Here is an 18,927-nt window from a genome sequence, read left to right as displayed (position 1 = left end):
ATAAAGTAAAGTTCCGGCGCAATGATTCAGTGGTTGGTCCCTTTCCGGTCTGGAGGGTTAGAATCGCCGGTCCCAAACGAGTGTGCACGTATGTCCCAAGAACTCAGCGCCGAACAAATCCAGCAAGCCTTGCAAGGCATCACCATCCCGCCGCAACCGCAGATCATGGTGGACCTGCAGTTCGAGCAGTACATGCCTGACCCGGACCTGGAAACCATCGCCAAGCTGATTTCCCAGGACCCGGGCCTCTCGGGTGCCTTGCTCAAGCTGGTCAATTCCCCGCATTTCGGCCTTTCCAACAAGATCGGTTCGATCCAGCGCGCGGTGAACCTGCTGGGCAGCCGTTCTATCATCAACCTGATCAACGCCCAGTCGATCAAGGGTGAGATGACCGACGAGACCATCGTTACCCTCAACCGCTTCTGGGACACCGCCCAGGACGTGGCGATGACCTGCCTGACCCTGGCCAAGCGCACTGGCGTCCAGGCGGCGGACGAGGCCTACACCTTGGGCCTGTTCCATGACTGTGGCGTGCCGCTGATGCTCAAGCGCTTCCCGGACTACATGGACGTACTGGAAGAGGCCTATGCCAAGGCCGACGCGGAAACCCGCGTGGTCGACACCGAAAACCTCGCGTTCAACACCAATCATTCTGTGGTCGGCTATTTCACGGCCAAGTCCTGGCGCTTGCCCGAGCACCTCAGCGCGGCCATTGCCAACCACCACAACGCCTTGGCGGTGTTCCGCGACGAGAGTTCGCGCAATACGCAGAACCAGCTGAAAAACCTGCTGGCGGTGCTGAAGATGGCCGAGCACATCTGCGCATCGCACCGGGTGCTGGGCAACCAGGTCGTGGACCACGAATGGAATGTGGTCGGCCCGCTGGTGCTCGATTACATTGGCTTGTCGGAATACGACTTCGAAAACCTCAAGCAGAACATTCGCGAGATGGGTGGGCACTGACACATGCCGGAATTGCCAGAAGTAGAAACCACCCGGCGCGGTATTGCGCCCCATCTGGAAGGCCAGCGCGTCAGCCGGGTGGTGGTGCGTGATCGGCGCCTGCGCTGGCCGATTCCGGAAGACCTGGATGTGCGACTGTCGGGGCAGCGCATCGTCAGTGTCGAGCGGCGTGCCAAGTATCTGTTGATCAATGCCGAGGTCGGCACCCTGATCAGTCACCTGGGCATGTCGGGCAACCTGCGCCTGGTCCAGCTGGGTTTGCCTGCGGCCAAACATGAACATGTGGATATCGAGCTGGAGTCGGGGTTGATGCTGCGCTACACCGACCCGCGCCGCTTTGGCGCGATGTTGTGGAGCCTGGACCCGCTAAACCACGAACTGCTGCTGCGCCTTGGGCCGGAACCGCTGACCGACCTGTTCGACGGCGAGCGGCTGTTCCAGCTGTCCCGTGGGCGGTCGATGGCGGTCAAGCCGTTCATCATGGACAACGCGGTCGTGGTGGGGGTGGGCAACATCTACGCCACCGAGGCGCTGTTTGCCGCCGGCATCGACCCTCGTCGAGAAGCGGGCGGGATTTCCCGCGCGCGCTATCTGAAGCTGGCGATCGAGATCAAGCGCGTGCTGGCGGCGGCCATCGAGCAGGGCGGCACGACCTTGCGCGACTTCATCGGTGGCGACGGGCAGCCGGGGTACTTCCAGCAGGAATTGTTCGTTTACGGGCGGGGCGGGCAGCCGTGCAAGGTGTGCGGCACTGAGTTGCGCGAAGTGAAGCTGGGGCAGAGGGCGAGTGTGTATTGCCCGCGCTGCCAGCGCTGAGGCTTGGGGCCCGATCGCCGGCAAGCCAGCTCCCACATGTACTGCAAAGCCCTCGAGGGCGATGATTTCTCTGTGGAGGCTGGCTTGCCGGCGATGAGGGCTGGCCTGATATCAGGCCTTGCCAGTAATCCGGCGGTACTTGGCCATCAGCTCTTCTTCGGTTTCCGGGTGCGCTTCGTCCAGCGGGATGCAGTCGACCGGACAGACCTGCTGGCATTGCGGCTCGTCGTAATGGCCCACGCACTGGGTGCACAGGTTAGGGTCGATCACGTAGATCTCTTCGCCTTGAGAGATGGCCTCGTTCGGGCACTCGGGTTCGCAGACGTCGCAGTTGATGCAATCGTCGGTGATGATCAGGGACATGGGGACTCCGGCCGGGGCTCTGCGCCCGGGCATGTTCAACGCAGTGGGCACAATTGTGCCGCATTCGCGCCCGCAGTGCACGCGGGCGCGATGATCAGCCGTTAAAGGTCATTTCTTGAAGCGTTCGGTCAGCGCCTCGGCCACCACCGGGTGGACGAACTTGCTGATATCACCGCCCAGCGCGGCAATTTCCCGGACCAGGGTCGAGGAAATGAACGAATAGCGCTCCGAAGGCGTGAGGAACAGGCTCTCGACATCGGGGGCCAGTTGCCGGTTCATGTTCGCCAGTTGGAACTCGTACTCGAAGTCGGACACCGCACGCAGACCACGCAGGAAGACGTTGGCGCCCTGTTCCTTGGCGAAATGCGCCAGCAGCGAGGAGAAGCCGATGACTTCGACATTGGGCAGGTGCTTGGTGACCTCACGGGCGAGCTCCACCCGTTGTTCCAGCGGGAACAGCGGGTTTTTCTTGGGGCTGGCCGCCACCGCGATGATCACGTGGTCGAATAGCCGCGAGGCGCGCTCGACCAGATCGCCATGGCCTTTGGTAATGGGGTCGAAAGTACCCGGGTACAACACTCGGTTCATCGCGTCATCCTGGCTGGAGTGCGTTGGGGAGTCGGATGGTAGCGCAGCGACGGCGCCCCGGCCAAGTCATGCGGCCGGCTGATGGCACTATAGACAGGGGGCCTGTTCCTTGTCATGCGCTGTGTGCCAGGCGGGCTACCAGCGCTTCGGTGAGCCTGGCGCTGATGGCATATACCGACAGTTGCGGGTTGGCGCCGATGCTGGTGGGGAACAGCGAACCGTCGTGAACCGACAGGTTTTCCAGCTGGTGATGGCGGCCAAGGCTGTCGCATACCGCCTGGCTCGGGTCGTCGCCGAGGGCGCAGCCACCCATCACGTGAGCGCTGCCCAGGCGCGTGCGGAACGGCTCCAGGCGCAATTTGTCGATCATGGCCAAGGCCTGCTCCAGGCTGGACGCGGCGCTGGCATCGCTGTGCAGGGGGGTGACCTGGGTGGCGCCGGCGGCGAACTGGATCTGCGCCATGCTGCGGTAGGCGCGGCGCAGGCCGTCGCGCAGGTAGTCGGTGACCGGGTAATCGAGCACCGGTGAGCCATCGCCGCGCAGCTCCACGGCCCCGCCCTGGCTTTGTGGGTGGAAGCCGTCACGCAGCAGCGCCAGCATCACGTGGGTATGTGGCAGTTCGGCCATGCGCCGGGCATTCTCGTGGCCGTGCCCGCCCAGCAGGGTGCTGGCCAGGGCCGGGTGCAGCGGTGGTACTTCCAGCTTGTAGCCAACCGGGCCGTCGCTGCCGCCTTGCCATTGGAAATGGTCGCTGTAGATGGACTGCGGGGCGCCATAGTAGGGGTCGATACGGTCGTTGAAGCGTGCTGCGCTGAAGTTGACCAGGTGCAGGAAGGTACGCTTGCCCAGGCGGCAATGGGGGTCGGGCGCGTCGGAACGCAGCAGCAGGGCCGGGCTGTTGATGCCGCCACCGGCAAGGATGTAGTGACGCGCGCGAACGCGGACCTGCCGACCTGTGGCGTGTATGCCCTGGCTATCCAGGGCCTGGCATGACAGGCCCTGGACGCGCTCGCCGTTGTGTTCGAAGCGCTCGGCCCGAGCCAGGTACAGCAGCTCGCCGCCCTGTTCGAGGGTGGCGGGAATACGCGTTACCAGCATCGACTGCTTGGCATTCACCGGGCAACCCATGCCGCAGTAGCCCAGGTTCCAGCAGCCGCGCACGTTGCGCGGGATCACCGCCCAGCGGTAACCCAGCTGTTCGCAGCCACGGCGCAGCACGTCGTTGTTGGCGTTTGGTGGCAGGGCCCAGGGGGTGATGCCCAGTTCCTGCTCGATGCGCTCGAACCAGGGGCGCATTTGCTCCTCGCCCAGCCCGCTCACGTTGTGGGCTGCGGCCCAATGCGCCAGGGTCTGTGGCGGCGTGCGAAAGCTGGAGGTCCAGTTGACCAGCGTGGTGCCGCCCACGGCGCGGCCCTGCAGGATGGTGATGGCACCGTCCTTGCTCATGCGGCCCAGGCCTTCCTGGTACAGGCTGGCATAGGCTTCGTTTTCCAGCAGGTGGAAATCGCTGCTGGTCTTCAGCGGGCCTTCTTCGATCAGCAGCACCTTGAGGCCGGCAGTGCTGAGCATTTGCGCGCTGGTAGCGCCACCGGCACCGCTGCCGATCACGGCAACGTCGGTTTCCAGCGTGAGGTCGTGCTCCAGGCGCGAGGCGTCATGGGTGATCCAGCCGCTTTCCAGGCCTTGGCGAAACGGGTCGGGTACAGGCATTGGCGCTGCTCTTGTTGTTTTCAGATTTTCGGTGGCCCGGGGTAGCCGCAGGCGGCCCAGGATTCGGGGCGTTCGTACCAGGCCATCTGCAGCAACTGCAGCAGCGAGGCGTGGCCCATGCGCAGCAGGTTCAGCGAGCTGTCCTGCCAACGTTGCAGGAAGGCTGTGATCTGCGCGGCGCTGGCTTGCTCCCAGGCGCCCCAGACACCGGTCAAGGGGCCGCGGGTGAGCGGTAGGTTGAGGACGTCTAACAACTGCCGGGTGAGTTTGAGCATTTCTGGTGACAGCGCCGCCAGCTTGTGGTCGAGGCTATGCAGCACTAGTGTCTCGGCGGCCTGGGTGCCGGCCAGTACCACCGGGATCAGCGCGCGCAGCAGCGGCAGGTCGTCGTCGCGCAGTACCTGGTAACCCGTTGCGGCTGTCTGTGCGCTGCAGCCGACCAGGCTGGTACCCGCCAGAAAGACGCTTGCGCCAAGGCTGAAGCGCAGCAGTTCGCGGCGGTGCATGGGCCGGCCCTCAGCGGATGAAAAGCTTGAAGAGCAAGCGCTGCAAGGCTTTGCCATAAGGTGGGTAGATCAGGCGGGCAGCGTTGAAGCGTTGCTTGGCCAGCACCGCCTTGGCCTTGCTGAAGGTCAGGAAGCCGTCATGACCATGGTAATGGCCCATGCCTGAGGGGCCGATGCCGCCAAACGGCAAGTCATCCTGGGCCACGTGCAGCAGGGTGTCGTTCAGGCACACTCCGCCGGAGTGGGTGTGGCGCAGCACCTGCTCCTGGGCGGCGCGGTCATAGCCGAAGTAGTACAGAGCCAGCGGGCGCGGGCGCTGGTTGATGTATGCCAGTGCCTGCTCGAGGCTGTCGTAGGGTACCAGCGGCAGTAGCGGGCCGAAGATTTCTTCTTGCATCACCTGCATGCCGTCGTTCACCCCCAGTAGGAGGTGGGGTGGCAGGCGCCGGCCCTGGCGGGTTTCACCGGGGTACAGGTCGAGTACCTGCGCACCTTTGGCGTGGGCATCGTCCAGTAGATGCTGCAAGCGCTGCAGCTGGCGCTGGTTGATGATGGCGGTGTAGTCGGGGTTGTCGGTAATGCGCGGGTACAGCCTGCGTACGGCACGCTGGTAAGCGTCGCTGAAGGCCTCCAGGCGCTCGCGTGGCACCAGCACGTAGTCAGGGGCGACGCAGGTCTGGCCGGCGTTGAGGGCCTTGCCGAATGCGATGCGTTCGGCGGCGCTGTCCAGCGGTACGTCGGCCGAGACGATGGCTGGCGACTTGCCACCCAGCTCCAGGGTGACGGGGGTCAGGTTATGCGCCGCAGCCAGCATTACCTGGCGCCCCACGCTGGTGGCGCCGGTGAACAGCAGGTGATCGAACGGCAGGCGGGCAAAGGCCTGGCCTACCTCGACCTCGCCGAGTACCACGCTGACCAGATCGGTGGGGAACACCTGCTCCAACAGTTGCTTGAGTGCCAGACCAGTGGCAGGCGTGGCTTCGCTGAGCTTGAGCATGACCCGGTTGCCGGCGGCCAGGGCACAGGTCAGCGGGCCGATGGCAAGGAACAGCGGGTAGTTCCACGGCACGATGATGCCGACCACCCCCAGGGGTTGGTAGTGCACCTGCGCGCTGGCCGGCTGGAAGGCCAGGCCGACCTTGCGCCGGCTGGCGCGCATCCAGCGCTGCAGGTGCTTTTCGGCGTGGCGCAGGCCTTGCACCGAGGGCAGCACCTCGGCCAGCAGGGTCTCGTCGGCGCTGCGCCCCTCAAAGTCCTGGCCGATTGCCTCGATCAGTTCGGCTTGGCCGGCCAGCAAGGCTTCCCGCAGGCTTTTCAGCCATTGGCGCCGCTGCGCCGCCGCTGGCAAGGGGTTGCCGGCAAAGGCCTGGCGCTGGGTGGCGAACGTCGCCGCAAGGTCGAGGTCGGATTGCACAGGGGGCAAGGCACTGGGCGAGTTCATGGCGGCTTCGAGTCCGGGCAGGGAATCACTAGAGCCTATACTCTAATTTGTACGATGGTGCGAATTTTTCCGCGTTGTCGAGCGGTGCATTCCACCGCCAATACGCCGTAAGATGACCCTTTGATGAAGGCCCGCAGACTGGGAGCTGAGCATGGCCCCGCGCATGAAGACCCGAGAGCGCATCGTGCAGAACAGCCTCGAGCTGTTCAACCAGCAGGGCGAACGCAGCGTCAGTACCAATCACATTGCCGCGCACATGGAAATTTCGCCCGGCAACCTGTATTACCACTTCCCCAACAAGCAGGCGATCATCGCTTTGCTGTTCAGCCAGTACGAAGAACTGGTGGACAGCTTCCTGCGCCCGCCGCAAGGCCGCGCGGCGACCGTGGAGGACAAGCGCTTCTACCTCAAGGCCCTGCTGGCGGCGATGTGGAACTACCGTTTTCTGCACCGCGACCTGGAGCACCTGCTGGACAGCGACCCGGAGCTGGCCGCCCGTTATCGGCGTTTTTCCGAGCGCTGCCTGCGCCAGGGCCAGGCGATCTACCGCGGCTTTGTCGAGGCAGGCATCCTGGCCATGGCACCGGCGCAGATCGAATCGCTGACCATCAATGCCTGGATCGTGTTGACGTCCTGGGTACGTTTTCTCAGCACCACGCGTGAGCATTCCGCGCACCTGGGTGAAGAAGCCTTCAAGCGCGGCGTCTACCAGGTGCTGGTGCTGGAGCTCGGCTTCGTCACCGACAACGCCCGCAATGCCGTGGACGCCCTGTGCCAGGAATTCCATGTACCGTTCAACCAGGCCCTGGAGCACTAACCCAGGGCCTCAGTGCTATCGATAGTGCCATCGATCAGGAGATTGTCATGCCCCTTGCGCAATTGATCACCCCGCAGCAGTTGGCCGAGCGTCTGGGCTCGCCCAAGTTGGTGATCCTCGACTGCCGCTTTGCCCTCGAGGATGTGGACTATGGCCAACGCAGCTATGCCCAGGGGCATATTGCCGGGGCGCATTTTGCCGACCTGGAGCGTGACCTCAGCGGGCCTGTGAGCAAGGGACGCACCGGGCGTCACCCATTGCCGGATGCGCGCCGGTTGGTCGAGCGCCTGCGTGAGTGGGGCCTGGACGATGACAGCGAGGTGGTGCTGTACGACGACGGCCCTGGCGCTTTTGCTGCCCGTGCCTGGTGGCTGCTGGCCTGGCTGGGCAAGCGCAGCGGCGTGGCGATCCTCGACGGTGGCCTGAAGGCCTGGCATGCGGCGCACCTGCCGCTCAGCCTGGACCCGCCGCTCAAGCGGGAAGGCACCTTCAACGGTGAGCCGGACGGCAAGCTGCTGATCGATGCCGAGCACCTGGGCAAGCGCTTGGGTAACGCAGACCTGACCTTGATCGATGCGCGTGCCTTGCCGCGTTTCCGTGGTGAAGTGGAGCCGATCGACCCGGTGGCGGGGCATATTCCCGGGGCGCAGTGCGCGGCGTTCACGGACAACCTGGGGGCTGATGGGCGTTTTCTGCCGCCGGACCAGCTAAAACAGCGCTTTGCCGAAATGCTGGCCGGGCGGGCGCCGGAGCAGTTGGTGGCGTATTGCGGGTCAGGGGTGACGGCATGTCATAACCTGTTTGCCCTGGCGTTGGCCGGGTACCCGCTGGGCAAGCTGTATGCCGGGTCGTGGAGTGAGTGGATCAACGATCCGCAGCATGGCGTAGCCACTGGCGAGTAAGCCGGTCAAATTCTGTAGGAGATCGCCCAGGCCCGCTCCCACAGGAGGCCTGCAAAACAATCGCTTATGTGCCCTCCACCAGCCACTGCGGAATCCGCCGCTCCAGGTAATACCCCGGGTTGCGCAGGCTGCCATCGACAAAGCCCACATGGCCGCCGCGGCTGTGCAGTTCGAAGCGGGTCTGCGGTGCCAGTTCGCGGGGCGCGGGCAGGCTGTGGCCGGAGACGAAAGGGTCATCGCTGGAGTGGATTATCAGCGTCGGTGTGCGGTTCTGGCCGAGGAAGAAATGGCTCGATGAGCGGCGGTAGTAGTCGTGCGCATCACGAAAACCGTTCAGTGGTGCGGTGACCTTGCCGTCAAAATCCCAGAACGTGCGCAGGCCGCCCAGCGGCCCCAGCCGTTGCAGCGTCGCCAGCCGTTCATGCTGGCCCTTGTCATGGAAGTGCCGCTGTTTGAGCTGCACATAAGCCAGCATCTCGCGCATGAAATGCGCCTGGTACACCTTTGAAAAGCCTTGGCCGATGCGGTCGGCGCAGTGGTCCAGGCGAAACGGCACCGACACCGCCACCGCAGCCTGCAACTGGCTGGCGACACCGCTTTCGCCCAGGTATTTCAGTAGCACATTGCCCCCCAGCGAATAACCCACCGCATACAACGGCGCCAACGGGCGCTGGGCGCGCAGGTGGCTGACGATTTCGGCCAGGTCTTCGCTGGCGCCGGAATGGTAGCTGCGTGGCAGCAGGTTGGGCTCGCCCGAGCAACCGCGCCAGTTCACCGCCACGCTGGCCCAGCCGCGGCCTTGCAGCGCTTGCTGCAAGCCTTTGACGTAGGGCGAGTGGGACGAGCCGGTCAAGCCGTGCAGCACCATCACCAATGGCGCGTGGGGTTGGTGCGGGCCGAGCCAGTCCAGGTCGATGAAGTCGCCATCGGCCAGCCAAAGCCGCTCGCGGTTGCGCTGCAATTCAGGCAGCTTGCGCCACAGTGGCCCCCACAGGGTTTGCAGGTGGGGGTTGGACAGGCCGATGGCCGGGCGGAATGTGGCGCTGGTGCTGGGCATGCTGGGCAACTCGTGATGTGCCTGCCTAGAGTGCCATGAAACAGCGCCACTGTACCTGGGCTATTGGTCGGTGGCTGGCAGCTGCTGCTGGACGACACGTGGGCCGACACTGACCAACACCTTGTAGTTCAGGTCAAGCCGGCGTTGCATTATCGCGCGAATATCCGCCGGGCTCAGCCTTTCGATGCGTTCGATGTAGCCGTTCAGATGGTCCTCTGGTTGGTTTTGCCGGGTGATCTCCGTAAGCAATGCTGCGAGGCTGTTGTTCTGCGCGATGCCACGCAGCAACTGCCCAGCCAGCTGTTTGCGTGCCAGCTTTAGTTCGGCCTGGGTTGGCCCGTGCTCGATGAAATCGCGCAGCACGGCTGTTACCAGTTCTTGCGTGGCTTGCACGTAGCGTGGCGCGACCTCCCACTCGATTGTGAACAACCCACCGGAACTCAACGGCGAGGCATGGCTGTAGATGCCGTAGGTCAGCCCGCGACGTTGGCGCAGTTCCACCATCAGACGCGATTCGAGGCCTGAACCCAGCACTTCACTGGCCAAGACCAAGGCTTGGAATTCCGGGTCATTGGCGGGGACGTTCATAGGCAGTGCCACCAGCACAGCACTGCTGGCACCGGGCTGTTCGACGTTGATGGTTGCGGGTGTCGCTGCCGGGACGGCTGGCAGGTCGACCGCGGACCAGCCTTGCGGCAAAGCCTGGCTGATCTGTTGCGCGATGGCTTGGGCCTCGCTCAGAGCCAGGTCTCCGACAAGCACCATTTCCAGGTTGCTGGCGCTGTAGGCGCGTTGGTGGAATGCCCGCAAGTGCTCACGGCTGACGGCGTCCACACCTTGAATGGTGCTGCCCAGCGGGTTGTCATAGGGATGGCCTTTGAACAAATGTCGAAACGCCTCGCTGCGCGCCCGGAGGCTGGGGCGCCGTTCACGTGAAACGTTGTGCTGCACGAGCTGACGCTTGATCTTCTCCAGTGCCGGCGCGGGGAAAGCAGGCTGTGCCACGAGGTCGGTAAACACTTCCAAGGCCGGCTCGAGTATCGTTTTCGTGCTCAAGCTGCGCAGGCTCAGCGTTGCGTGCTCCAGGCGTATCTGCTTTTCCATGATCGCGCCCAGGCGCTCCATGCGCTCCGCCTGCTGGGCACCGGTGTAGCGCCGGCTGCCCTCGTCGAGCATGTACAGCGTCAAAGCTGCCAGGCCGGGTTGCAAGGAGTCCTGGGTCGTGCCGGCCTTGAACCGTAAAACCACATCGACGATAGGCAACCCGCGGGCTTCGACGAACTTCACGCCTGTGCCTGCCTTCGTGGTCCACGTCTGCACCTGTGTCCGAAGGGGTTCGAGCTGGTCCAGGTCAACACCCCGGGCCGAGACCAAGCCACTGTAGTTTCCGTTGGCTGCAGCCTGCTGCGGCGTGCGCTCGATCATGTCATTCATCGGTGCTCTCCTTGTGGTGCATGAAGGTGATGGCCGCGCGGGCTTCAGTCAGGAACTCCAACGCAACCAGACCTACCTGCTCGGCTGTCACGGCTTCGATGGCTTGCCGCTCATCGTCCAGGGCAACAGGGTCCAGGCCGCAGGCGGCCTGTTTGCCGATGGCCTCTGCCTGTTTGCCGATGTCGTCCCTTTCGAACAGCTGCCTGGCCAGCAGGCGAGCCTTGGCGCGTTCAAGGTCTTCCTTGGAGGGGGCCGACTGGCGGAACGCTTCGATTTCCAGCATCAACCTTTCTGCGGCAGCCTCCGGTGTAACTTGTGGGCTGCAGAACGCGTAGAGGGTCAGCAGGCTGTCACCGCGCTGCCAAGGCTCATAGGTCGCTCTCAGGCCTTGCAGTAGCGGAGCGTCTACCACCAACAGGCGCTGTAGCGTACTGGCGTGGCCTTCAGCAAGGATCTCCGGCAGTAGGCGCAGCGCGTAGGCTTGTGAACTTGAGCGCGCAGTGCATTGACTGGGAAGGTTGAAGCTGACGACCACTCCGGTGTATAGGCCATGCCAGCGCAGGGTCTGGCTGCGCCGAACCTGCCCTGAGGGCATTGTTGGTATTTGCCGTGTTGGCAGGCGGTTGGCGGGGATCGCTGCAAAGTGTCGTGTCACCAGCTTTTGTAGCTGGGCCAGCGCGATGTCACCGGCCACGGCGAGCGTGGCATTGTTGGGGTGGTACCAGGACTGGTACCAAGTGCGCGCCGCCGCCAGGGTCATATGGCCGAGGTCGGTCTTGTGCCCGGTCACTGGGGGGCCATAGCCGCTGTCGCCATAGGCCAGCAACTGGTGATGTTCAAGTGCCAGTGCCAAGGGGCTGTTGTCGATATCCTCGCGTCGCTCAGCCATGACGACAGCCAACTCACGGGCAAAAGGCACGTCGCTCAGGGTGGCACTGGCCATGACGTCGGCCATGGCCTCCAGTGCAATCTCCAGGCGGTTGCGAGGCAATGTCAGCGGAAAGACCGTTGCATCGGCGTAGGTATAGGCATTCGGGTCACCGCCCAAGTGGCTCATGAGTGCGGAATACTGGCCAGGAGCCAGTTTGCTGCTGCCTTCGAACAGCAGATGCTCCAGGGCATGGGACAGCCCGGTGTGGCCTTCGGGCTCGTAGCTGGAGCCTACGTGGTACCAAAGCTGTACACTGACCAGCGGTGCGCGGTTGTCTTCACGCAGGTAGACGCGCAGGCCGTTGGCAAGGGTAAAGGTGTGTACCGAGCCTGCCGGCGCGGGTGGGGCGTGGTGGTTGGTCATGGTTGAAGTGCTCCTGCAGGAATCGGAGGAGCAGCTTCAGCCATGAAGGCGGCAGGTTTGTGGTAACTAAATACGGCAGCCCAGGGTTATAGGGTCAACCCCGTTGCCAAAGTGCGTAATGCACCTGGCCGGTCTTCTTCTCGCGATGCAGGCGCCAGTTGCCCGGCAACTGCAAAGCCGATGGTGCCGCCTCGCTTTCGGTATAGATCCACGCCTGTTCGCGCAGCCACTGGTTCTGTTCCAGCAGGTTGCAGGTTTCGGCCAGCAGGTTCTGGTGGAACGGCGGGTCGAGGAATACCACGTCGAACTGGTGCTTGGCCGGGCCTTGCAGATAGCGCAGGGCGTCGGTCTGCAGGATTTGCCCGCGCGGGCAGCGCAGGATCTCGAGGTTGTTCTTCAGGTTGGCGATGGCCGCCGGGTTGCTGTCCAGCGCGACGGCGTCCTCGGCCCCGCGGGACAGGGCTTCGAGCACCAGGGCGCCGCTACCGGTAAAGGCGTCCAGCACGCGGGCGCCCTCGATATAGGGCGCCAGCCAGTTGAACAGGGTTTCGCGCACGCGGTCGGGCGTTGGCCGCAGGCCTTCGCCGTCCGGCACCGCCAGACGGCGGCTGCGCCATTCGCCGGCGATGATGCGCAGGTGGCCCTGGCCCTTGCTTTGGCCCGGTTGCGGGCGGGAGGGAGGGGTGGATCTTGGCATTAGTGCTCCGGTACCCCGAGCGGCTGCTCGGAGGGCTTGTCAGTGGGGGCAGGCAGCGGCTTCTGTGGCACTTTCGGGCCCACGGTGACCATCACCAGTTTATCCGCTGACAGGTGTTTGTTCATGGCTGCCTTGACCTGCTCGACCGTGAGTGCCTGGGACTGCTGCATGAAGTCCTCCAGCCAGGTCAGTGGCAGGTTGTAGAAACCGATGGCGCCCAGTTGGCCGACGATGCTCGCATTGCTTGCATTGGACAGTGGGAAACTCCCGGCCAACTCGCGCTTGGCGTCGTCCAGTTCTTGCTGGGTAGGGCCGGTGTTGAGGTAGTCGGCGAGAATTTCCTGCACCAGCTTGAGGGTGCCTTCGCTCAGCTCGGCACGGGTTTGCAGGTTGATCATGAACGGGCCCCGTACCTGCATCGGGCTGAATGCCGAGTACACGCCGTAGGTCAAGCCGCGCTTCTCGCGCACCTCGCTCATCAATCGGGTACCAAAGGCGCCACCACCGAGAATCTGGTTGCCCAGCGACAGCGCTGGCCAATCCGGATCCTGGCGGTCGATACCTAATGCGGCGAGCATCAGGTGAGTCTGTGACGACGGAAAATCGATGTGGTTGAGGCTCGGGTAGGTTTCAGCGGGTTGTGCCGGTGCTGCCAGTGCCGGGCCCTTGGGCAGGCCGGCGGATACCTGGGCAGCTATGCCTTCGGCCTCGCTACGGCTGAGGTCGCCAACCAGGGCAATGACCGCATTGCCGCCAGTGTAGGCCTTGGTATGGAAAGCGCGCAGCTGTGCCAGGCTGATGGCATTGATACTCTCGGCGGTGCCATCGCTCGGGTGTGCGTAGGGGTGGTCGCCGTAGAGGTTGGCGAACAACGCCTTGCTGGCGACCTTGCCGGGGTTCTGCTTCTCGTATTCGAAGCCGGCCAGCATCTGGTTCTTGATGCGCTTGAAGGCGTCCTCGGGGAAGGTAGGCTTGCCGGTCACCTCGGTGAACAGCTTGAGTGCTGGCTCGCGCTTGTCCTTGGCGCTGAGGCTGCGTAGCGAGGCCACGGCCATATCGCGATAGGAACCGTTGCCAAAGTCGGCGCCCAGGCCCTCGAAGCCTGCGGCGATGGCAGTCACGTCCTTGCCGGCCACGCCCTCGTTGAGCATGGCGTTGGTCAGGGCGGCCAGGCCTGGCGTGCCGCCATCCTGGCTGCTGCCGGCAGCGAAGGTGACGCGCAGGTCGAACATCGGCAGTTCGCGGGCCTCGACGAACAATACCCGGGCGCCTTCAGCGGTGTTCCAGTGCTGGATGTTCAACTGGCGCCGGCTGGGCGCCTTGCCATCCAGCTCGGCCAGAGACTGCAAGGTGTTGGCCGGGCGTGCCGCGTTGGTATCGGCCTTGGCGGCGTTGTCGGCCATGGCCGGGGCGGCCAGCACCGCTGCCAGCGCCAGGGCGCGAATGCCCGTGGCCAGCAGGGTTGGGCGTGGTGCGCGGCGATCACTCATGAGCGGACTCCTCGGGCAATACATGGGCAACGCTCAGGCGTTCGCGGGTGAAGTAGGTGCGCGCGGCGTTCTGGATGTCCTGCGGGGTAACGCGCTTGAGTTCGTCCAGCTCGCTGTCGATCAGCTTCCAGGAAAGGCCTACGGTTTCCAGCTGGCCGATGGTGGTGGCCTGGCTGCTGATGGAATCGCGGTCGTAGACCAGGCCGGCAATGACCTGGGCGCGTACGCGCTCCAGCTCTTCGGCGCTTGGAGGGGTGATCTTGAGTTCATCCAGCAGCTGCCAGACGCCTTTCTCGACATCGGCGAGGGATTTCTGCTTCTGCACGTTCGGCGTGGCCGAGATCAGGAACAGGCTGTCGCCGCGGGTGAAGGCGTTGTAGCTGGACGAAGCACCGGCCACCAGCTCCTGGCCACGTTCCAGGCGTGCCGGCATGCGAGCGCTGTAGCCGCCGTCGAGCAGCGCCGAGATCAGGCGCAGGGCATGCACCGTACGCGGTTCCTTGGCAGTGGACAGGCCAGGTACGTTGAAACCGTAGATCAGGCTCGGTAACTGGGTGCGCACGTGCAGGGTCAGCTGGCGCTGGCCTGGTTCGGCCAGTTCGAGCGGCAACTTGGCCGGCGGCACGGCACGTTTGGGGATGCTGCCGAAGTACTTTTGCGCCAGGCCTTTGACCTCATCGGCGGTGACATCGCCGACCACCACCAGGGTGGCATTGTTGGGGGCGTACCAGGATTCGTACCAGTGGCGCAGTTCCTCGACCTTCATGCGCTCCAGGTCGGCCATCCAGCCGATGGTCGGGGTGTGGTAGCCGCTGGCCGGGTAGGCCATGGCGCGGAACAGCTCGAACGCCTTGGCGTTGGGCTGGTCGTCGGTGCGCAGGCGGCGTTCTTCCTTGATTACCTCGATTTCGCGGCTGAACTCGTCGGCGGGCAGGCGCAGGCTGGCCAGGCGGTCGGCCTCCAGTTCCAGGGCCACTGGCAGGCGGTCGCGGGCCAGTACCTGGTAATAGGCGGTGTAGTCGTCGCTGGTGAAAGCGTTTTCTTCGGCGCCAATGTCACGCAGGATACGTGAGGCCTCGCCAGGGCCGACCTTGGCGCTGCCCTTGAACATCATGTGTTCCAGCGCGTGGGACAAGCCGGTCTGGCCAGGGGTTTCGTAGCTTGAGCCAACCTTGTACCAGATCTGCGAGACCACAACCGGGGCGCGGTGGTCCTCGCGCACGACTACTTTCAGGCCGTTGTCGAGGATGAATTCGTGGGTGGGTTGCACATCGGCGGCGAAAGCCGCGAGCGGCAGGCAGAGCGTGCCGAGCAACAGGCCAGCGGCGCGGCGGGCTAGAGCATTCATACGGTGTTTAACCTGTTCGGCGGCCCGCTGGTTTAGCGTCGGCGGGCCAGGAGGTGCTAGGATACTGATCCGGTTGCCTGGCGACCATGCCTGTCGCCGTTCTGGCCCGCAGGACACTAAGACAAAACGTTGCGCATGAACCAGCCGGCTTCAAGATAGTCTGTTCTGCGTAGAGAGAATTCCCGATGCGCCATAGCTGGCCCATCGCTACCCTGAGATAGCCGTCTTCCATGTTTGGTTCCAACGACGACAAAAAAGCGCCAGCCGAGGCTGGTGAGAAGAAAGGCCTGTTCAGCTGGTTTCGCAAGAAACCGCAGCAACCTGTGGCAACGGAAGTGCCCGCGGATGAACCCCCAGCCGTCGAGCAGCCTGCAGCCGCTCCGGTCGAGGGTTCTACCGCCGAAGTGCCACAGGCCCCTGAACCGGTTCAGGCCCCTGCGGCTCCGCAGCTGACAGAACCGCAGCAGGTCGCCGCACCCGTCCAATCCCCGGTGGTCGAGGCCCCTGTCCCCGAACCGGTTGCTTCCCAACCGTTGCAGGCCCCTGAACCCGAGCCGGTCGCGTCCCCGCCGCTGGTGGCACCTGCACCGCAGCCGGTCGCGTCAATGCCCTTGCAGGCGGTGCCGGTCGAGCCAGCCCCGGTCGTCGAATCGGCCGCACCTGTCAGCAACCTGGTGCTGCCGGTTGCCGAAGAGCCCGTGGCCCTGGTGCCGGATCTGGAGCCCAAAGCGCCGCCCGCCATCCCGGAGCGCCCAGCGCCAGAGCCTGCTGCCCCTGTGGCTGCAGCCCCGGTCGCCGCACAGACCGAGCAGGCCAAGCCCGGCTTCTTCGCCCGCCTCAAGCAGGGCCTGTCGAAGACCAGCGCCAGCATCGGCGAGGGCATGGCCAGCCTGTTCCTGGGCAAGAAGGTCATCGACGACGACCTGCTCGACGAGATCGAAACCCGCCTGCTGACTGCCGACGTTGGCGTGGAAGCCACTTCGACCATCGTCCAGAACCTTACCCAGAAGGTTGCCCGCAAGCAGCTGGCCGACGCCGATGCCCTGTACAAGTCGTTGCAGGAAGAACTGGCTGCGCTGCTGCGCCCGGTCGAGCAGCCGCTGGTGGTACAGGCGCAGAACAAGCCCTATGTGATCCTGGTGGTCGGTGTGAACGGCGCCGGCAAGACCACCACCATTGGCAAACTGGCCAAGAAGCTGCAGCTCGAAGGCAAGAAAGTGATGCTGGCTGCTGGCGACACCTTCCGTGCTGCTGCGGTCGAGCAGCTGCAGGTGTGGGGCGAGCGTAACCAGATCCCGGTGATCGCCCAGCACACCGGCGCCGACTCCGCTTCGGTGATCTTCGATGCCGTACAGGCCGCCAAGGCTCGTGGTGTCGATGTGCTGATCGCCGACACCGCTGGCCGTCTGCACACCAAAGACAACCTGATGGAAGAGCTGAAGAAGGTCCGCCGGGTCATCGGCAAGCTCGACGCCGAGGCGCCGCACGAAGTGCTGCTGGTACTCGATGCTGGCACCGGCCAGAATGCCATCAGCCAGGCCAAGTACTTCAACCAGAGCGTCGAACTGACCGGCCTGGCCCTGACCAAGCTGGACGGCACTGCCAAGGGCGGGGTGATCTTTGCCCTGGCCAAGCAGTTCAAGCTGCCGATCCGCTTCATCGGTGTCGGTGAAGGCATCGACGACCTGCGTACCTTCGAAGCCGAGCCGTTCGTCAAGGCTCTGTTCGCCGAGCGAGACTGAACATGATCCGATTCGAACAGGTTGCCAAGCGCTATCCCAATGGTCATGTGGGTTTGCATGAGCTGAGTTTCCGGGCGCGCCGGGGCGAATTCCTGTTCGTCACCGGCCACTCGGGCGCGGGCAAGAGCACCTTGCTGCGCCTGCTGCTGGCCATGGAACGCCCGACCAGCGGCAAGCTGATGCTGGCCGGACAGGACCTGGGCCAGATCAGCAATTCGCAGATTCCATTCCTGCGCCGGCAGATCGGCGTGGTGTTCCAGAATCACCAGCTGTTGTTCGACCGTACCGTGTTCAACAACATTGCCTTGCCGCTGCAGATTCTCGGCCTGTCCAAGGCCGAGGTTGCCAAGCGCGTGGACTCGGCGCTGGAGCGTGTGTCGCTGGCCGACAAGGGCGAGCTGTTTCCTGCCGATCTGTCCACCGGGCAGCAGCAGCGGGTGGGCATCGCCCGCGCCATCGTCCACCAGCCAGCCCTGCTGCTGGCCGACGAACCCACCGGTAACCTCGACCCGCGCCTGGCCGCGGAGATCATGGGGGTGTTCGAGGACATCAACCGCCTGGGTACCACGGTATTGATCGCCAGCCACGACCTGGCACTGATTGCGCGCATGCGCCACCGCATGCTGACCTTGCAGCGCGGCCGCTTGATCGGCGATGGGGAGGCCGGGCAATGAGCACTACACGTACGCCAAAGGTTTCCGAGCGGGTTGCGCCGAAGCCGGCCGACCCGCAACCGGCGAAGAAAAAGCACGACGACGATGACGGCCCGGATTTCCGCACGCTGCTGCATGCCTGGCTGGAAAGCCACCGTGCCAGCTTGGCTGACAGCCTGCGCCGGCTGGGCAAGCAGCCGATCGGCAGCTTTTTCACCTGCCTGGTGATGGCGGTGGCGCTGAGCATGCCCATGGGCCTGTCGTTGCTGCTGAAGAACGTCGAGAAGCTTGGCGGCTCGTGGCAGCGCGCCGCGCAGATTTCGCTGTACCTCAAGCTTGATGCCAGCAGCCGCGAAGGCGAGGCGCTACGCGACGAGATCAAGGGCATGCCCGGCGTGGCCGACGCGCAGTATGTCAGCCGCGAGCAGGCGCTGGAGGAGTTCCAGCAGCAGTCCGGCCTGGGCGAAGCCCTGCGTGAACTTCCTGACAACCCGCTGCCTGGCGTGGTTGTGGTGACCCCTACCGAAGTTGACAAACCGGCCCTGGAAGCCTTGCGTCAGCGCCTGTCGGAGCTGCCACGGGTGGAAGTTGCGCAACTCGACCTGGTTTGGGTCGAGCGCCTGGCGGCCATTCTCAAGCTGGGTGACCGCTTCGTCTTCGGCCTGGCCGTGATGCTGATATCTGCCCTGCTGTTAGTAATCGGTAACACAATTCGTCTACATATTGAAAACCGCCGTACCGAGATCGAAGTGATCAAGCTGGTCGGTGGCACAGACGCCTACGTACGGCGGCCTTTCCTCTATATGGGCGCACTGTATGGCCTGGGCGCAGGTGTGATCGCATGGGGCATACTGGCGTTTGGCCTGAACTGGCTGAACGAGGCGGTGGTAGGGCTGTCCGGGCTGTACGGCAGCGACTTCGCCCTGGGCGGGGTGCCGGCGTCCGATGGTCTGTCGCTCTTGATCGGAGCGGTGCTGTTGGGGTATATCGGTGCATGGATCGCAGTGGCCCGCCATCTGAACGAGCTGGCGCCGCGATAGTTTTTACGTGCCAGCATTGACAAATTCTTCACTATGGAACTTGTACCGTCGTTCCAGGTCAATGT

The 18,927-nt window shown here is 64.1% G+C and carries 18 protein-coding genes; 7 read left to right on the top strand and 11 right to left on the bottom strand.

Annotated elements, in window-relative coordinates; all coding sequences use genetic code 11:
* Positions 1-144: 144 nt before the first annotated feature.
* On the top strand, positions 145-963 hold the full coding sequence (locus IRZ77_RS08270; RefSeq protein WP_178081817.1) for an HDOD domain-containing protein: 819 nt from the start codon (positions 145-147) through the stop codon (positions 961-963).
* 3 nt (positions 964-966) lie between these two features.
* The gene (gene mutM, locus IRZ77_RS08265) at positions 967-1,779 is read left to right on the top strand and encodes a bifunctional DNA-formamidopyrimidine glycosylase/DNA-(apurinic or apyrimidinic site) lyase (RefSeq protein WP_108480264.1); all 813 of its coding nucleotides are present in this window, start codon (positions 967-969) and stop codon (positions 1,777-1,779) included.
* 111 nt (positions 1,780-1,890) lie between these two features.
* On the opposite strand, the gene IRZ77_RS08260 is transcribed toward mutM, so the two are convergent.
* The 5 genes from IRZ77_RS08260 to IRZ77_RS08240 all read right to left on the bottom strand — a co-directional run bounded on the left by IRZ77_RS08260 (position 1,891) and on the right by IRZ77_RS08240 (position 6,388).
* A complete protein-coding gene (locus tag IRZ77_RS08260; protein ID WP_013974644.1) occupies positions 1,891-2,142 on the bottom strand; it encodes a YfhL family 4Fe-4S dicluster ferredoxin in 252 nt (83 codons plus the stop codon).
* 108 nt (positions 2,143-2,250) lie between these two features.
* The gene (gene coaD / locus IRZ77_RS08255; RefSeq protein WP_014861498.1) at positions 2,251-2,730 is read right to left on the bottom strand and encodes a pantetheine-phosphate adenylyltransferase; all 480 of its coding nucleotides are present in this window, start codon (positions 2,728-2,730) and stop codon (positions 2,251-2,253) included.
* A 112-nt stretch (positions 2,731-2,842) separates the two neighbouring features.
* Positions 2,843-4,441: a GMC family oxidoreductase gene (locus IRZ77_RS08250; protein ID WP_108480265.1), complete on the bottom strand. Its 1,599-nt coding sequence runs from the start codon at positions 4,439-4,441 to the stop codon at positions 2,843-2,845.
* 20 nt (positions 4,442-4,461) lie between these two features.
* Positions 4,462-4,947 carry a twin-arginine translocation pathway signal protein gene (locus tag IRZ77_RS08245; RefSeq protein ID WP_108480266.1) on the bottom strand — a complete coding sequence of 162 codons (486 nt, stop codon included), beginning with the start codon at positions 4,945-4,947 and terminating at the stop codon, positions 4,462-4,464.
* 10 nt (positions 4,948-4,957) lie between these two features.
* On the bottom strand, positions 4,958-6,388 hold the full coding sequence (locus IRZ77_RS08240) for a coniferyl aldehyde dehydrogenase (RefSeq protein ID WP_153671393.1): 1,431 nt from the start codon (positions 6,386-6,388) through the stop codon (positions 4,958-4,960).
* Positions 6,389-6,539: 151 nt separating this feature from the next.
* Here IRZ77_RS08240 and IRZ77_RS08235 point away from each other — a divergent pair, with 151 nt between their 5' ends.
* Positions 6,540-7,205 (top strand): TetR/AcrR family transcriptional regulator, encoded by a 666-nt coding sequence (locus tag IRZ77_RS08235; RefSeq protein ID WP_025340981.1) that lies wholly within the window; start codon positions 6,540-6,542, stop codon positions 7,203-7,205.
* Between the two features lie 47 nt (positions 7,206-7,252).
* Positions 7,253-8,107, top strand: coding sequence for a sulfurtransferase (locus tag IRZ77_RS08230; protein ID WP_046613558.1), 855 nt, complete (start codon positions 7,253-7,255; stop codon positions 8,105-8,107).
* A gap of 64 nt (positions 8,108-8,171) precedes the next feature.
* On the opposite strand, the gene IRZ77_RS08225 is transcribed toward IRZ77_RS08230, so the two are convergent.
* From IRZ77_RS08225 to IRZ77_RS08200, 6 genes are all read right to left on the bottom strand, one after another.
* A complete protein-coding gene (locus IRZ77_RS08225) occupies positions 8,172-9,164 on the bottom strand; it encodes a hydrolase (RefSeq protein WP_153671392.1) in 993 nt (330 codons plus the stop codon).
* Between the two features lie 60 nt (positions 9,165-9,224).
* Positions 9,225-10,598, bottom strand: a complete 1,374-nt coding sequence (locus tag IRZ77_RS08220) for a M16 family metallopeptidase (RefSeq protein ID WP_408003928.1) — start codon at positions 10,596-10,598, stop codon at positions 9,225-9,227.
* Positions 10,591-11,892: a M16 family metallopeptidase gene (locus IRZ77_RS08215; RefSeq protein ID WP_196173230.1), complete on the bottom strand. Its 1,302-nt coding sequence runs from the start codon at positions 11,890-11,892 to the stop codon at positions 10,591-10,593. The genes IRZ77_RS08220 and IRZ77_RS08215 overlap by 8 nt, the downstream gene beginning before the upstream one ends.
* 94 nt (positions 11,893-11,986) lie before the next feature.
* Positions 11,987-12,589, bottom strand: a complete 603-nt coding sequence (gene rsmD / locus IRZ77_RS08210; protein ID WP_046613555.1) for a 16S rRNA (guanine(966)-N(2))-methyltransferase RsmD — start codon at positions 12,587-12,589, stop codon at positions 11,987-11,989.
* Entirely contained in the window at positions 12,589-14,079 is a 1,491-nt protein-coding gene (locus IRZ77_RS08205) for a M16 family metallopeptidase (protein WP_196173229.1), read from the bottom strand. The genes rsmD and IRZ77_RS08205 overlap by 1 nt, the downstream gene beginning before the upstream one ends.
* Entirely contained in the window at positions 14,072-15,427 is a 1,356-nt protein-coding gene (locus IRZ77_RS08200) for a M16 family metallopeptidase (RefSeq protein ID WP_196173228.1), read from the bottom strand. Before IRZ77_RS08200 ends, IRZ77_RS08205 begins: the two co-directional genes overlap by 8 nt.
* Positions 15,428-15,657: 230 nt before the next feature.
* Between IRZ77_RS08200 and ftsY the strand changes: the two genes are divergently transcribed.
* The 3 genes from ftsY to ftsX are packed head-to-tail and all read left to right on the top strand — an operon-like array spanning position 15,658 to position 18,862.
* Positions 15,658-17,169, top strand: a complete 1,512-nt coding sequence (ftsY, locus tag IRZ77_RS08195; protein ID WP_196173227.1) for a signal recognition particle-docking protein FtsY — start codon at positions 15,658-15,660, stop codon at positions 17,167-17,169.
* Between the two features lie 2 nt (positions 17,170-17,171).
* Positions 17,172-17,843 carry a cell division ATP-binding protein FtsE gene (gene ftsE / locus IRZ77_RS08190; protein ID WP_013974630.1) on the top strand — a complete coding sequence of 224 codons (672 nt, stop codon included), beginning with the start codon at positions 17,172-17,174 and terminating at the stop codon, positions 17,841-17,843.
* On the top strand, positions 17,840-18,862 hold the full coding sequence (gene ftsX / locus IRZ77_RS08185; protein WP_046613551.1) for a permease-like cell division protein FtsX: 1,023 nt from the start codon (positions 17,840-17,842) through the stop codon (positions 18,860-18,862). Before ftsE ends, ftsX begins: the two co-directional genes overlap by 4 nt.
* The last annotated feature ends 65 nt before the right edge of the window (positions 18,863-18,927 follow it).

This window comes from Pseudomonas pudica, from assembly GCF_015680405.1.
Classification (GTDB): Bacteria; Pseudomonadota; Gammaproteobacteria; order Pseudomonadales; family Pseudomonadaceae; genus Aquipseudomonas; species Aquipseudomonas pudica.
Note: the sequence above shows the minus strand (reverse complement) of the source record. Positions and strands in the feature narration are given on the sequence as shown.

Excerpts from the sequence above, each read along its gene's own strand:
- mutM (WP_108480264.1), top strand. The coding sequence starts at position 967 with ATGCCGGAATTGCCAGAAGTAGAAACCACCCGGCGCGGTATTGCGCCC.
- IRZ77_RS08260 (WP_013974644.1), bottom strand. The coding sequence starts at position 2,142 with ATGTCCCTGATCATCACCGACGATTGCATCAACTGCGACGTCTGCGAA.
- coaD (WP_014861498.1), bottom strand. The coding sequence starts at position 2,730 with ATGAACCGAGTGTTGTACCCGGGTACTTTCGACCCCATTACCAAAGGC.
- IRZ77_RS08250 (WP_108480265.1), bottom strand. The coding sequence starts at position 4,441 with ATGCCTGTACCCGACCCGTTTCGCCAAGGCCTGGAAAGCGGCTGGATC.
- IRZ77_RS08245 (WP_108480266.1), bottom strand. The coding sequence starts at position 4,947 with ATGCACCGCCGCGAACTGCTGCGCTTCAGCCTTGGCGCAAGCGTCTTT.
- IRZ77_RS08240 (WP_153671393.1), bottom strand. The coding sequence starts at position 6,388 with ATGAACTCGCCCAGTGCCTTGCCCCCTGTGCAATCCGACCTCGACCTT.
- IRZ77_RS08235 (WP_025340981.1), top strand. The coding sequence starts at position 6,540 with ATGGCCCCGCGCATGAAGACCCGAGAGCGCATCGTGCAGAACAGCCTC.
- IRZ77_RS08230 (WP_046613558.1), top strand. The coding sequence starts at position 7,253 with ATGCCCCTTGCGCAATTGATCACCCCGCAGCAGTTGGCCGAGCGTCTG.
- IRZ77_RS08225 (WP_153671392.1), bottom strand. The coding sequence starts at position 9,164 with ATGCCCAGCACCAGCGCCACATTCCGCCCGGCCATCGGCCTGTCCAAC.
- IRZ77_RS08220 (WP_408003928.1), bottom strand. The coding sequence starts at position 10,598 with ATGAATGACATGATCGAGCGCACGCCGCAGCAGGCTGCAGCCAACGGA.
- IRZ77_RS08215 (WP_196173230.1), bottom strand. The coding sequence starts at position 11,892 with ATGACCAACCACCACGCCCCACCCGCGCCGGCAGGCTCGGTACACACC.
- rsmD (WP_046613555.1), bottom strand. The coding sequence starts at position 12,589 with ATGCCAAGATCCACCCCTCCCTCCCGCCCGCAACCGGGCCAAAGCAAG.
- IRZ77_RS08205 (WP_196173229.1), bottom strand. The coding sequence starts at position 14,079 with ATGAGTGATCGCCGCGCACCACGCCCAACCCTGCTGGCCACGGGCATT.
- IRZ77_RS08200 (WP_196173228.1), bottom strand. The coding sequence starts at position 15,427 with ATGAATGCTCTAGCCCGCCGCGCCGCTGGCCTGTTGCTCGGCACGCTC.
- ftsY (WP_196173227.1), top strand. The coding sequence starts at position 15,658 with ATGTTTGGTTCCAACGACGACAAAAAAGCGCCAGCCGAGGCTGGTGAG.
- ftsE (WP_013974630.1), top strand. The coding sequence starts at position 17,172 with ATGATCCGATTCGAACAGGTTGCCAAGCGCTATCCCAATGGTCATGTG.
- ftsX (WP_046613551.1), top strand. The coding sequence starts at position 17,840 with ATGAGCACTACACGTACGCCAAAGGTTTCCGAGCGGGTTGCGCCGAAG.